The 12,812-nt window shown below is 71.5% G+C and carries 12 protein-coding genes; 4 read left to right on the top strand and 8 right to left on the bottom strand.

From position 1 onward, the window contains the following. Positions 1 to 28 precede the first annotated feature (28 nt). Positions 29 to 1,708, top strand: a complete 1,680-nt coding sequence (locus ACLJOK_RS11195) for a right-handed parallel beta-helix repeat-containing protein (protein ID WP_410819315.1) — start codon at positions 29 to 31, stop codon at positions 1,706 to 1,708. Positions 1,709 to 1,791: 83 nt separating this feature from the next. Here ACLJOK_RS11195 and ACLJOK_RS11190 read toward each other — a convergent pair whose 3' ends face one another. Together ACLJOK_RS11190 and ACLJOK_RS11185 are read right to left on the bottom strand one after the other, a co-directional pair. Continuing rightward, positions 1,792 to 3,891, bottom strand: a complete 2,100-nt coding sequence (locus ACLJOK_RS11190; RefSeq protein ID WP_410818123.1) for a PQQ-dependent sugar dehydrogenase — start codon at positions 3,889 to 3,891, stop codon at positions 1,792 to 1,794. 23 nt (positions 3,892 to 3,914) lie between these two features. Next, entirely contained in the window at positions 3,915 to 4,880 is a 966-nt protein-coding gene (locus ACLJOK_RS11185; protein ID WP_238677889.1) for a sugar phosphate isomerase/epimerase family protein, read from the bottom strand. A 665-nt stretch (positions 4,881 to 5,545) separates the two neighbouring features. Here ACLJOK_RS11185 and ACLJOK_RS11180 point away from each other — a divergent pair. Next, complete coding sequence (locus ACLJOK_RS11180) at positions 5,546 to 6,814, top strand: Ig-like domain-containing protein (protein WP_410818122.1); 1,269 nt, start codon at positions 5,546 to 5,548, stop codon at positions 6,812 to 6,814. A gap of 64 nt (positions 6,815 to 6,878) precedes the next feature. Here the strand turns inward: ACLJOK_RS11180 and ACLJOK_RS11175 are convergent, their stop codons facing one another. Then, positions 6,879 to 7,895: an SMP-30/gluconolactonase/LRE family protein gene (locus tag ACLJOK_RS11175; protein WP_410818120.1), complete on the bottom strand. Its 1,017-nt coding sequence runs from the start codon at positions 7,893 to 7,895 to the stop codon at positions 6,879 to 6,881. Between the two features lie 182 nt (positions 7,896 to 8,077). On the opposite strand from ACLJOK_RS11175, the gene ACLJOK_RS11170 reads away from it, so the two are divergent. Next, positions 8,078 to 8,464 (top strand): STAS domain-containing protein, encoded by a 387-nt coding sequence (locus ACLJOK_RS11170; protein ID WP_410818119.1) that lies wholly within the window; start codon positions 8,078 to 8,080, stop codon positions 8,462 to 8,464. Positions 8,465 to 8,542: 78 nt separating this feature from the next. Here ACLJOK_RS11170 and ACLJOK_RS11165 read toward each other — a convergent pair whose 3' ends face one another. Next, entirely contained in the window at positions 8,543 to 8,935 is a 393-nt protein-coding gene (locus ACLJOK_RS11165) for an FKBP-type peptidyl-prolyl cis-trans isomerase (protein WP_354946389.1), read from the bottom strand. Between the two features lie 217 nt (positions 8,936 to 9,152). Beyond that, positions 9,153 to 9,710: a hypothetical protein gene (locus ACLJOK_RS11160; protein WP_410818118.1), complete on the bottom strand. Its 558-nt coding sequence runs from the start codon at positions 9,708 to 9,710 to the stop codon at positions 9,153 to 9,155. Between the two features lie 267 nt (positions 9,711 to 9,977). Here ACLJOK_RS11160 and ACLJOK_RS11155 point away from each other — a divergent pair, with 267 nt between their 5' ends. Next, the gene (locus ACLJOK_RS11155) at positions 9,978 to 10,934 is read left to right on the top strand and encodes a TerC/Alx family metal homeostasis membrane protein (protein ID WP_410818116.1); all 957 of its coding nucleotides are present in this window, start codon (positions 9,978 to 9,980) and stop codon (positions 10,932 to 10,934) included. Between the two features lie 21 nt (positions 10,935 to 10,955). Here the strand turns inward: ACLJOK_RS11155 and ACLJOK_RS11150 are convergent, their stop codons facing one another. The 3 genes from ACLJOK_RS11150 to ACLJOK_RS11140 are packed head-to-tail and all read right to left on the bottom strand — an operon-like array spanning position 10,956 to position 12,812. Beyond that, positions 10,956 to 11,681 carry a helical backbone metal receptor gene (locus tag ACLJOK_RS11150; RefSeq protein ID WP_410819313.1) on the bottom strand — a complete coding sequence of 242 codons (726 nt, stop codon included), beginning with the start codon at positions 11,679 to 11,681 and terminating at the stop codon, positions 10,956 to 10,958. 52 nt (positions 11,682 to 11,733) lie between these two features. Next, on the bottom strand, positions 11,734 to 12,294 hold the full coding sequence (locus ACLJOK_RS11145) for a hypothetical protein (protein WP_410818115.1): 561 nt from the start codon (positions 12,292 to 12,294) through the stop codon (positions 11,734 to 11,736). After that, complete coding sequence (locus ACLJOK_RS11140; RefSeq protein WP_410818113.1) at positions 12,291 to 12,812, bottom strand: DUF6286 domain-containing protein; 522 nt, start codon at positions 12,810 to 12,812, stop codon at positions 12,291 to 12,293. Before ACLJOK_RS11140 ends, ACLJOK_RS11145 begins: the two co-directional genes overlap by 4 nt.

Genomic DNA, 12,812 nt, shown 5'->3' with positions numbered 1-12,812 from the left:
ACGCGTCGAAGGGAGCCCGACCGTGGCCGTGGCGAACGAGCTGCTACTGAACTCGGTCCGGGTACGACGGCCCGCCTCGGCCGGCGCGCCGCTGTACTGCGACGCGTTGGAGTACGGGCTCACCGGTGACGGCGCTACCAACGACCAGCCGGCGCTGGCGGCCCTCGTGGACCGCCTCGGCGACGGGTACGCCTCGGACGGGCGGGCCCGGGTCATCTACTGCCCGCCGGGCATCTACTCGATCCGGGACGCGGGCACTGTGTGGCGCAGCGGTGTGTCGCTGATCGGGGCCGGCCCGGCGGCGACCCGGTTCATGCTCAGCAACGAGGGCAACCGGGCCGACCCCACCCCGTTGGCTTTCTGGACCACTGTGCAGCACGGCGCCGACCGGGACCGGCACATCGCCGACTGCACCTTCTCCGACTTTCAGATCGACGGCTCCGGCGTCGCCATGGCCGAGTACAACTACCTGGCCAAGGGCCTCGGCCTCCAGTACGTGGTGCGGGGCGTCTTCCGCAACCTCTACATCCACCACACCGCCGCCACCGGGCTGGGCTGCGACTTCCTCCAGGACTCCCTGATCGACGGCGTGGTGGTGGTCGGCTGTGGCCGACTGGACAACGGCGAGCAGATGGGCGGCGCCGGCATCGGAATCGGCATCGGCGGCTGGGGAGCGGTGGAGCGGCTGACCATCGCCAACTGCACCGCCCTGGCCAACGGCACCAACGGCATCTTCCTGGAGTTGCAGAAGGACTACTGGATGCCGCCGCGCGGCTACCGCATCATCGGCTGCCACAGTCAGGGCAACCGCTTCGGCATCTCCGACTGGGGCGCCGACGGCCTGATCGTCTCCGCCTGCACCATGACCGGGAACCTGGAGACCGGGTTCGACGTGTCGGCGCAGGGCACCTCGTCGGTGGCCGGCCGGGGCGGGCTGCTCACCGACTGCGTCATCGACGGCAACATGTGCGACGGGGTCAGCCTCGGCAACAGCCCCGGCCCGTACACCGTCCGAGGCAACCGGATCAGCGGCAACGGCCGGCACGGCTATCACGCGCACGACCTCGGGCGCGGCTACCGGGGCTCGATCCGGGACGTGGTGATCGAGAGCAACGAGTTCTGGGGCAACGGCCTCGACGCGGTCCGGATCGACCACCAGATGACCGACGCGGTGCTGCTCAACAACCGGATCCGCAACAATGGGCGGCAGTACGGCGAGGGCACCGAGGGCGTGGGCGACGCCGTCCGCTACAGCGAGCGGTGCCTGGTGGACCGGTCGGCCAACTGGCCGCACGACGGGCACCGGGGCAAGGTCCTGCGGGTCGGGAAGGCCGTCGCCATGGTGGCCTCCAACACCGGCGACGAACTCACCCTCGCCCCGGTCCGCCCGGACGCGTTCACCGCGTGGAGCGGGAACGTGCCACCGCCGGGATGCGGCTACGAACTGGCCGCCGCACCGAAGCTGCGGGCCGGCATCACCATCGACGCCCCGTTCGACTCGGCCACCATCCGGGGCAACCGGGTCTGGGACAACCACGACAACCCGACCCAGACGCACGGGCTGTGGATCACCGAGCGGGGCAGTTGTGTGGACTGCCGGGTCGAGGACAACGACCTGGCCGGCAACGCCGAGCAGGGGATGCGACTGGACACCCCGCCGGTGGGCGGACGGTGGCGGGACAACCACGTCGACAGCGACTGGAGCTGACCGGCCCGGTCCGAGATCGGCGCTGAACGACGTGTGGCGGCGGCCGGAAGGATCCGGCCGCCGCCACTGTCTCGGTTAACTGATCAGCCGGCCAGACCGGCCACCGGGGTCGGGTCCAGCACCACCGTCGCCGAAGCGGACTGGGCGGGTACGCCCGGGTCGGTCGGCGCGTCGGTGTACTCCGCGACGAACACCGCGGTCAGGTTGTCCGCGCCGCTGTGCCCACCGTCCAGGAAGGTGGGAATGGTCCCGGAGCAACCCGTCGAGGTGGAGAGCGGGTGCCCGTGCTCATCGTGCCCGAGCACGTAGGTGACCTTCACCCGGGAGCAGTCCACCGGCAGGTCGTCGGTGACCTTCACCTCGTACGCGACCGTCTGCCCGAACTGGAACGGCTGTCCGGCCACCGGGGCGACGAACTCGACGATCGGCGCGGTCGGCCCGACCACCAGCGGGAGGGACGCCGAGGCAGACCGTCCGGTGCGGTCGGTGACCTTCAACGTCGGCGTGTACGAGCCGTTCTCCGGGAACGTCCAGCTCGCGTTCGGAGCGGTGCTGTCCACCGAGCCGTCCGCGTTGAAGTCCCACGCGTAGCTGAGCTTGTCACCGTCCGGGTCGGTCGTGCCGGCGCTGGAGAACGCGACGGTCAGCGGGGCCTGCCCGACGGTCGGGGTGCCGCTGATCTTCGGGATCGGCGTCCGGTTGCCCCGGACGAAGTCGATCCGGGACAGCTGCGCGTCCGGGTTCTCGGCGAAGTAACCGTCGCCGTACTCCAGGACGTAGAGCGCGCCGTCCGGGCCGAACTCCATGTCCATCGGGTTGTCCACCACGAGCGACGGCGCTACCGGACGGATGTCCGTGACGTCGCCGTCGGAGTCGAGGCGGAACTCCTTGATGTAGTCGCGGGACCACTCGTAGAACAGCGGCACCCCGTCGTAGTAGGCCGGCCAGCGGGTGCGCGACGTGCTGGTTCCGTCGTACTCGTACGCCGGGCCACCCATCGGAGAGATGCCGCCGGTGCCCAGCTGCGGGAACTCGGCCGAGGGGGCGGCCGCGTACCAGACCTCCGGCTGCTCGACCGGCGGCAGCACGCGCTTGCCCGTGTTGTGCGGTGAGTCGTTGACCGGGCGCTTGCAGTTGAACTTGGCACCGGACTCGCCGGTGGCGAAGTCGTAGTCGCGGTAGGCGATCGTCGGCGTCACGCAGTACGGCCAGCCGTAGTTCGCCGGCTTGTCGACGAGCATCCACCGGCCGTGCCCGGCCGGCCCGCGCTCCGGGTTCGGGTTGGAGGCGTCCGGGGAGTAGTCACCCACGTACACGTTGTCGGTGCGCCGGTCGACGGCGAACCGGAACGCGTTGCGCAACCCCATCGCGTAGATCTCCGGGCGGGTCTGCGCCGTGCCGGCCTTGAACAGGTTGCCAGCCGGCACCGTGTAACCACCACCGGCCTTCACCTTGATACGCAGCAGCTTGCCGCGCAGGTCGTTGGTGTTGGCCGAGGTGCGCTGGGCGTCGTACGCCGGGTGGCGGTCGGCCCGCTCGTCGATCGGGATGTAACCGTCGGAGGCGAACGGGTTGGTGTCGTCACCGGTCGACAGGTACAGGTTGCCCTTGCTGTCGAAGTCGATCTGGCCGCCGACGTGGCAGCAGATGCCCCGGTCGGTGGGCACGTCGATGATCTGCTGCTCGCTGGCGAGGTTCAGCTTCGTCCCGTCCAGCTTGAACCGGGACAGCCGCAGCGCGCCCTTGAACCGCTGCCAGTCCGCCTCGGTGCCGGTTTCCGGCGCGTCCCCCTCGTTGACGCCAGGGGTCGCCGGGTCGTCCACCGGGGTGTCCATCGGCGGCGAGTAGTAGAGGTACACCCACTTGTTCTGGGCGAAGTTCGGGTCGATGGCGACCCCCTGCAAACCCTCCTCGTCGTGCTCGTACACCGGGATGTCGGCGGCGAGGGTGTTCAGCCCGGTGCGCGGGTCGTGGATGCGGACCTCACCGGTGCGGGAGGTGTGCAGCACCCGCAGGTCGGGCAGGACGGCGAGGCTCATCGGCTCGCCCGGGAAGTCGTTCAGTGTCACTTTCTGGAAGCTGCTGTCCGGCGGCGCGGCCGGCGCTGCGGCCGCTGCCGACGGTGGTACGGCCAGGCCGGCCGTCACCAGTAGCAGGGCGGACGCTAATGCGGTCCTGTTCATCAGGTGAGTCCCCCGGGGTGGTTTCAGTACCGAAGTGAAGCGAGATAGTCGAAGCCGACGCGAGCGGTGTCCAGGGCGTCGGCGGGGGAGCGCGGCGCGGTGCCCGCGTCGTCACGCTCCACGATGTATTCCTCGATGCCGGCCTCACGCTCGTGGGCGAAGATGCGGCCGAAATCGATGACGCCGTCACCGAGGTCGGCGAAGCCACCCTCGACGTCGAGGTCCTTGACGTGCACCTGGCGGATCCGACCGCGGTTGGCCCGGATCACGTCGACCGGGTCGTGGGCGCCCCGCCAGGTCCAGTAGAGGTCGAGCTCGAAGTGGACCAGCCGGGAATCGGTCTGCGAGCTGAGGATGTCGAACCCGGTCGAGCCGCCGGTCAGCGGCACGAACTCGAGCTGGTGGTTGTGGTAGCCGAAGTCGAGCCCCGCGCGTTCGGCGAGCCGACCGGCGCGGTTCAGGTCCCGGGCCAGGGCCCGGTAGACGGCGGGGTCCCGGATTGGCTGACCGCTCGCGTCCCGACCGAAGTACGGGTGGACGATCTTCTTGCAGCCCACCACGTTGGCGTCGGCGAGGGCCTGCTCCCAGGTGGCGGCGTCGAACGGCTGCGGGATGCCGACGTGACCGGAGGTGGAACGCAGCCCGGCCTCGTCGAGCGCGGCCCGGAACTGTGCGGCGGTGCGTCCGACGAAGCCGGCGTGCTCCACTCGCCGGTAGCCGATCCGACGCAGCGCGTCCAGGGTGCCGGGCAGGTCGGCGGCGAGCTGATCGCGCAGCGTGTAGAGCTGAATGCTGATCCGGTCCACCGGCACCCGACGGCGGCCCTGGGCCTGCCCGGTGGATGCGGCGGGCGCGGCGACGGCAGTGCCGCCGAGCAGACCGGCGGCGCCGACGGCGGCCGCGGAGACGGTCGCGGCGCGCAGCACTCCACGCCGGCTGACCGGCTCGGACGCCGGTGTCGGCCCCGGTCGGTTGAGTTGTTGATCCATGGTGGTGGTCCCTTCCTGACGGCTGGTACGCCGTCGGCGGCGGTCGACCTGACTGCCGTCCGCCGGGCGCGCCGAACCGGCCGGAGGCGGGCTCCGGCTGGACGGTGAGGGACGGCGCGGGTGCGGCCCGGACCCATCGGGAGCGGAACGCGGCGACCCGGCAGAGGTGGCGGCAAGTTGATCGACGAATGGGCAACCCTCTATCTAGATCGAGACCCTACCCTTGCCTCCGGACGAAGGCAAAGCTTTGTCGCGTTCGCCGGAAGTTTCGCTTCAACTGACAAAAGTCCGCCCACGAGGTGCGCCGCCGGGCGTGGCCTTCTACTTCCCGCGCCTACCGCGCCGCGCGATCCGCATCCCCCGGGCCCGAGGGTTCATGAAAGTCGCGGTGTCAGGACGACCGGGATACCGCGACTTCCTTGAAGCTGAGTCGATCATGAAGCGGGTCGACGGTGCCCCCACCGCCATCCGGACAGTCGACGTTGCCTCGCTCAAGCGGAGCAAAGCGCATGACACGGGTCGGTTGAACCCCTGTTCCGGCCAAGCGGAGCATTGTCGGAAAATGCGTCGATAAATGCGCTGCCGATTATTTCGAAATGCCGCGAATGGTCCGCTCAAGCGAGCAAGAATGTGGCGGAGGGAAGTCGAAAACGGGGGGACTGAACATGACGTCTAGGCGGCGATTGACGCTGTTGGCGGTAACCATCGCAGCCGCACCACTCGTCCTGGGTGCGTGCACCGCCGACCGGGGTTCGGCGACCGGCTCGGCCAAGAAGCACGCCGCCCCACCGGAGCTCGCTGTGACACCGGGGGACAAGGCCCGGGACGTACCGGTCAGCGCCGAGGTGGGCACCGTGGTCAAGGGCGGGCGGGTCACCGGCGTACGCCTGACCGACGACAAGGGCAAGCAGGTCAACGCTGAGCCTCGCGAGGACGGCTCCGGCTGGGTGCCGAGCGCCCCGCTGCAACCGCGACGGACCTACACCGCCGAGGTGACAGCGACGGGTGACTCCGGTGCCACCACCACCCGCACCACCACGTTCACGACGATGGCCAAATCGACCAGACCGCAGATCACCAGCACCCTCTATTTCAATGGCAATCGGACGTACGGCACGGCGATGCCGGTAACTGTGGCGTTCGACCCAGGAATTCCGAAAGAGGCCAGAGCGGATGTCCAGCGGCGGTTGTTCGTAAAGACCAATCCACCGCAACCGGGTGCCTGGTCGTGGCTTGAGGATGGAAGTCAGGTCTATTACCGGGCTCCCGATTTCTGGAAGCCGGGGACCACCGTCAGTGTCCGGGCCGGTCTGGAGGGTCTGCCGATCGGAAAGAAACTGGTCGGCGACGCCGAGCGGACCGCGACCTCCAAGATCGGACGGCAGGTCTCGCTGGAGATCGACAACGCCACCAAGCAGATGACGGTGCTGCGTGACGGCAAGCAGGTCCGCCGGATCCCGGTGAGCCTGGGTAAGTCGAGCACGCCGAGCTCCAGCGGCAAGATGGTGATCATGGAGAAGCACGAGCGGGTCACCTTCGACACCCGGGGTGAGCCGGACGGTGGTTACGTGGTCGACGTCGACGACGCCCAGCGCTACACCTGGGGCGGCGAGTTCATCCACTCCGCCCCGTGGTCGGAGGGGGACCAGGGCAACACCAACGTCTCGCACGGTTGCGCGAACGTCTCCGCCACCGCGGCCGACTGGTTGATGGGGGTGACGCAGGTTGGTGACCTGGTCACCGTCAAGGGCACCGAGGTGGAGCTACAGCCGGGCAACGGCTGGACCGCGTGGAACGTGAGCTGGGACGAGTTCGCCCGGGGCAGCGCCCTGCCGGTGCCGCCCGGGCTCAAGCCCGCGCCGGTCGCCCCTGCGCACCCGGGCGCGGTGGCCGGCGGATCGCCCGCACCGGCGCCCTCGGTCAGCGGCCGCTGAGACACCACCTACGGCAGGACAGGGCCGGCCCGCCATGACGGCGGACCGGCCCTGTCGCCGCCCATCACGCCAGGGGTACGCGGGCCACCCCGGACCCGGTCAGGCTGCCCAGCCAGAGGTGGTCGCCGTGCTGGCGTACCCCGGTGATCATCGAGTAGTGCCCGTTCGGGCCGTGCAGCGTCCGGCGGACCGTTCCCGCGTCGTCGACCAACGCGACCAGCCCGTAGCGGCGTGGCTGCGGCTGCATCGCGTCGGGCAGCAGGGCGGCGATCTGGCGCAGCCGCGGATGGGGCAGCAGCCGTTCGGCGATCGGCACCCGAGGGCTGGGCAGCGCGATCCAGTACGTCCCGTCACCCACCGAGGCGAGATTGTCCGGGTACGCGGGCAGGTCGGCGAGGACCCGCACACCGCCGCTCAGCTCGACCCGCAGCAGGCGGTGGGTGCTGGTCTCCACGAGCATCAGCGCCGACTCGTCCGGGGTCAGCGCGATCCCATTGGGGAAGTACAGCCCGTCGGTCACCACCTCGGTGCGGCCGCTGCCCGGATGGTGGGCCAGCACCCGACCGTTGGGGCGGTGCTCCAGCAGGTCCCGCTTCCAGTGCGAGACCGGAAACCTGTCGGAGCTGTCGGTGAAGTAGATGGTGCCGTCACGGCCCACCGTCGCGTTGTTGGCCAGGTGCACCGGAGGTGCCGTTCCGGTCAGTTCCCGTACCGCGCCGTCGGGCGTGACCCGCAGCAACCCGCGGTACGCGTCGCAGACCACCAGGGCCTCGCCGGACGGGTCCAGCTCGATGCCGAGCGGACGGCCCCCGGTCTCGGCCAGCAGTTGAGGCGGGGTGCCGGCCAGCGCGTCGACCGGCCACCACCAGAGCCGACCGTCCTCGTCGCCACTGATCACCCGCCCGGCGCCGTCGACCAGCACGTCCTCGGGGCCGACGGCTCCCGCGGGGAGGGGTAGCAACTCGGCCTCATCGAGCCGGCGGTCGGTGGGGGCCCACGCCCCGGCCAGCGCCGGAGGGCTCGTCGCCGGTTCGCGGACGGGGCGGATCAGCCGGGGCGGCCGGGGCCGGGGGATCAGCATCGACCTATTCTCCACCCGAATGCCGGCCGACCCCCGGGTTCCGGGACCGCGCGGCGCGCCGCCCGGGCCCCTGACTCCACCCCGAGAGGGAGGCGGGGTACCTCGGGGTATGCCCCTGGGCGTACCCGGAATCACTCCGTGGAGGGGCGAAAGTGTCGGTGGTGCCGGCTAGATTTCTGGGCATGGAAGAGCACAGCGACCGGCTGGACGTGCAGGTCAGCGTGGGTGACCAGATGGTCCTCGTGCGGGTGGCCGGCGAGATCGACATCGCCACGGTGGCCGCGTTCCGGTCCGCGCTGTGGTCCGCGCCGGCCCGCCCGGTGCTTCAACTGGAGTTGTCCGGGCTGCGGCTGCTCTCCGCCGCCGGCGTTCGCACGCTTCTCGCGGCGCATCTGCGCGTGCGGGCCTGCGGTGGCGAGCTGGTCCTGGTCGACCCGAGCCCGGTGGTGGCCCGGGTGCTGCGCGTCAGCGGGCTGCACCGCGTGATGCCGATTCTGGAGCTGGCCTCGCCGATCGAGGCCGCGCGTCGCCCGGTGGTCGCGACCACGGACCTGCAACTGGCCGCCTGACGCTGGTCGACGAGGTGGGCCGCCACCGTCGCACCGGGCACGGGGCCGCCGGCGTGAGCCGGCGACCCCGACAATCGGTCAGCGAACGCCGAGCAGGTCGACGACGAAGACCAGCGTCTCGCCCGGCTTGATGACGCCGCCGGCACCCCGGTCGCCGTACCCCAGGTGCGGCGGGATGATCAGGCGGCGGCGACCGCCGACGCGCATGCCGGCGACGCCCTGGTCCCAGCCGGCGATGACCTGACCGCCGCCGAGCGGAAAGTCGAACGCCTCGCCGCGGTTCCACGACGAGTCGAACTCGCCGCCGGTGGAGTGCGACACGCCGACGTAGTGCACGCTGACCAGCTGGCCCGGCTCGGCCTGCGGGCCGTCGCCCACGGTGATGTCCTCGATCACGAGGTCGGCCGGCGGTGCACCCTCGATCGGACCAACCTCGGGCTTGCCCGACTGGGCGCCTGCTGCCTGGGTCATGCGGGGATCTCCTGCCGTGTTGGGTGATGTGTCCGGTCACCGTCGATCCTGCCGGATCACCCCTCACCGATGTGCGGCGGACCCGCAACCTGCTCCGCAGCCCCACACGCCGGTCGTGCGCCGGCGGTCCCGATGGCGCTCCGGGTCCGGACGGTGGAACGACGCCCTGGCGGGCGTCACCGGTGCTGGTGACGCCCGCCGAGGGGGTGCGCGGTGCTCACCGCAGCCAGGGCGTCCGCCGGACGATCGGCAGCTTCGCCCACACCCGGCCCAGGCCCCAGGTGTCGCCGGCGTTGGCCAGCGCCAGGACCGCCAGCACCGCCGCGTAGATCAGGTGGTCGTCCATGAAGGGGTTGTTTTCCGGAGGCAGGACGGCGGTCCACATCATGACCAGCAGCAGCCCACCGGCCACGGCGGCGACCCGCATGCCGATGCCGAGCAGCAGCGCGACACCGATCCCGGCCAGGCCGGCCATGAAGAGCCAGTCCGCCCAGGCGGCACCGGCGATCCCGGCGTAGAGATCCTTGAACGGGCCGGTCACGCCGAAGGCCAGGAATCCCTTGGTGGGGCTACCCCCGTTGATCCAGGCGTTCTTCGACTCGGTGGCCATCCCGAGGCCGAACACCTTGTCGATGAAGGCCCAGAGGAAGATCCAGCCGAGTGCCAGCCGGGTGCCGGCCAGGATGTACCGGATGGCCCGCTCGTGAGCGGTGCCGGCCATCGGAGCGGTGTTCTCGGCGGTGACCCGCTCGATCGTCGCGATCATGGTCTCCACGTCCCTTCTCAGCTTCGCACCGCGCTTCCCGGTGGCATCTCCAGTGGACGCCCACGGCGTTTTCGGCGGCAGGGTCGACAGACCGCAACCGCTCGGGACCTTTGACCCCCTCGGCTCCGGAAGCGCCGCTCGCCGCCCACTGGTAGCTGCCAGGTCGCCGTTGCGGGGCCCGACCCCACTTTGTTGGACCGCCCGATACCGGGTGGGGTGTTCACCTAGGCTCGGAAAGGGCCGGCCGGCCTGGTGACGGGCGGTGCACAGTGGTCGATGCGGAGGGCGTCGGTGGCTGAGGCGACGGTCGCGGTCCCGCTGTGGGCGTGGGCGGCGGTCGGCGCGGTGATCGCGGTGCTGCTCGCCGTGGATGTGCTCCTGCACCGGGACAACCACGTCATCGAGCTCCGCGAGGCGCTGCTGTGGAGCGCCATCTGGATCGGCGCGGGTCTGCTGTTCGGACTGGTCGTCTGGTGGGGCCTCGGCGGTGACCCGGCCATCGCGTACTTCTCCGGCTACCTGCTGGAGAAGGCGCTCTCGGTGGACAACGTGTTCGTCTTCGCGCTGCTCTTCGGCTACTTCCAGGTGCCGCCGGGCTACCAGCACAAGGTGCTGTTCTGGGGTGTCGTGGGGGCGCTCGTCTTCCGGCTGTTGTTCATCTTCGCCGGCGCCGAGCTGCTGGACCGGCTCGCCTGGGCCGGGTTCGTGCTGGGCGCGTTCCTGATCTGGACCGGCTGGCGCCTGGCCGTACGCGGAAAGCCGGACGTCGACCCGGAGCGCAACGTCGTGGTCCGGCTGTTCCGGCGGCTGGTGTCCACCGACGCCCGCTACCACGGCGACCGGTTCACCGCCCGGGTGGCCGACCGGCGGGTGGCGACGTTGCTGCTGGTGGCGCTCGTCGCCATCGAGGCCACCGACGTGGTCTTCGCCATCGACTCGGTGGCGGCGATCCTCGCCATCACCACCAACACCTTCCTGGTCTGGACGGCCACCGCGTTCGCCGTCCTGGGGTTGCGCAGTCTCTACTTCTGCCTCGCCGGCCTGCTGCGGCACTTCGGCTACCTGCGGTACGGGCTCGCGCTGCTACTGGCCTTCGCCGGGCTGAAGCTGATCCTCGCCGAGACGCCGGTCGGCAAGCTGCCGGTCTGGTTGACCCTGGCCGTGGTGCTGCTGACCCTGGCGGTCTCCATCGGCGCCAGCACCCTGGCCGCCCGCCGCCGAACCGACAGCTGAGCCGCCGGGCGGCGTCCGGGGTCAGCCGACCCGCACCGGCCGGGACAGCTGGTCGGCGAGCAGCGCCGGTGCCTCGGCCAGGGACGGGCCGTACCAGGTGAGGTGCCGCCCGGAGAGCAGTGCGCAGGGTAGGCCGGGGAACGCCTCGGGCCCGTCGTCGGCGGTGAACCGGTACGGCTCGTCGGGCAGCACCACCAGGTCGGGCTCTCGTTCGCGTAGCTCGCTGAGGGTCGGGCGGGGATAGCGTTCGGGGTGCTCGTCGTAGGTGTTCAGCACGCCGAGGCGGCGCAGCACGTCACCGGCGAACGTGTCGCCGCCGAGCACCACCCACGGCCGACGCCAGACCGGCACCACCGCGCGGCGGGTCGTCGTGAACCGGGGTGGCGTGGCCCACGCCCGCCGGGCGTCCCGCAGCCAGGCCGGCTCGGCCGGCGCACCCAGTTCGGTCAGCAGGTCGCCCAGCTCGGTCAACGCGCCAGGAACGGTCCGCGGATAGGTGACCCGCACCGGTACGCCGGCCGCCCGCAGCGCCTCCGCGTCGGCCCGGCGGTTCTCCTCCACGTTCAGCAGCACCAGGTCCGGCCGCAGCGCGCGCACCCGGTCCAGATCGGGGTACTTGCTGCCGCCGACCCGGGCCACGTCGAGCCCGGCCGGGTGGCTGCACCAGTCGGTGGCCCCGACCAGCGCCCCCGGCAGGGTCAGCGCCACCGCCTCGGTCAGGGACGGCACCAGCGACACCACCCGCACCCGCGTACCTCCGTTCGCCGACACCGATCATGCCCGTCGGGTCGGCGGCGGGTCAGGGGTGGCCGGGCTCGATGCGGGCGGTCACGTCGAGGTGCGCGGGCTGGCAGCCGGTCGTCACCGCGAATCGGCGGACCGCGGCGCGAACGTGCTCGCGTACGCCGGCGGCCGGCGCGTCGGAGGTGAGGTCCACCCGGATCCACACGTCGGGGTGCGGTGGCGCGCCGGTGAGCACCACCCGGGCCCGGCGTACCCCGGGGTTGCCGGTCAGATCGCGTACCAGCGCGTCGGCGAGAACGTCGGTGGCCAGCCGGGTGCGGCCCGGCCGGCGTCCGGGGTGGCTCAGGGTGCCGCGCAGCGTGCCGTCCGGGCCCCGCAGCTCCCGGGCCAGCAGGCGTTGCCCGGCCAGCGCGAACAGCGCTCCGGCGACGGCCGCGGCCAGGGTGCTCCACGGCGCGGCCAGTCGCCACCGGTCGACCAGCTCGCCGCTGAGCAGCACCGCCGCCGGGTCAGCGCCGGGCAACGTTCCGAGGCTGGCCGTCAGCGCCGCAGCGCCGCCCGCCACCAGCAGCAGCGCGATGATGGTCCACAGCAGTCGGTGCCCGGCGTTTGTCACGCCGGCCGTCGCCGAGGCAGCAGCCGGACGTCGATCCGGGCCGGGCGGGGCGCGGTGAGGTGGCGCAACTCCTGGTGCACGGCGAACTCGATCTCCGCCCGGGCCGCCGGGTCGCCGGTCGCGCGCACCCGGGGGCGCCATTGGCCGCCGCGTCGTCGGACCCGGACCCGGGCGCGGCGGACGCCCGGCACCGCGCCGGCGGCGTCAGCGAGCCGCCGTTCCACACAGCGCCGGTGCAGATACCAGCCGTCGCGCTCGTCGGCGCGCAGGCGCACCGGCGTCCAGCGGCGCAGCTGGGCGACGAGGATGGCCAGGCCCAGCAGGAGCGCCCCGCCGGCCACGGCCCGGACGGTGGGGTCACGCCAGCGGGTGCCGCTCAGCGCGTCGAGCCAGCCGGTGGTGTCGAGCGGCGTCGGTCGGTGCAGGGCGAGCAGCAACGCCTGGACGGCCGCCGCCGCGCCGCCGAGAAGCAGGGCGGTGGCCAGCATCAACGAGGCGACCCGGTTGGCGGTGCGCAT

This window comes from Micromonospora sp. 050-3, assembly GCF_046549335.1.
In the GTDB taxonomy this organism is placed as follows: Bacteria; Actinomycetota; Actinomycetes; order Mycobacteriales; family Micromonosporaceae; genus Micromonospora; species Micromonospora trifolii.
This window is presented reverse-complemented; position numbering and strand designations above follow the sequence as displayed.

Bases quoted from the DNA above. Each gene is read 5' to 3' on its own strand.
- ACLJOK_RS11190 (WP_410818123.1), bottom strand. From the start codon at position 3,891: ATGAACAGGACCGCATTAGCGTCCGCCCTGCTACTGGTGACGGCCGGC.
- ACLJOK_RS11185 (WP_238677889.1), bottom strand. From the start codon at position 4,880: ATGGATCAACAACTCAACCGACCGGGGCCGACACCGGCGTCCGAGCCG.
- ACLJOK_RS11180 (WP_410818122.1), top strand. From the start codon at position 5,546: ATGACGTCTAGGCGGCGATTGACGCTGTTGGCGGTAACCATCGCAGCC.
- ACLJOK_RS11175 (WP_410818120.1), bottom strand. From the start codon at position 7,895: ATGCTGATCCCCCGGCCCCGGCCGCCCCGGCTGATCCGCCCCGTCCGC.
- ACLJOK_RS11170 (WP_410818119.1), top strand. From the start codon at position 8,078: ATGGAAGAGCACAGCGACCGGCTGGACGTGCAGGTCAGCGTGGGTGAC.
- ACLJOK_RS11165 (WP_354946389.1), bottom strand. From the start codon at position 8,935: ATGACCCAGGCAGCAGGCGCCCAGTCGGGCAAGCCCGAGGTTGGTCCG.
- ACLJOK_RS11155 (WP_410818116.1), top strand. From the start codon at position 9,978: ATGCGGAGGGCGTCGGTGGCTGAGGCGACGGTCGCGGTCCCGCTGTGG.
- ACLJOK_RS11140 (WP_410818113.1), bottom strand. From the start codon at position 12,812: ATGCGCACCGCCAACCGGGTCGCCTCGTTGATGCTGGCCACCGCCCTG.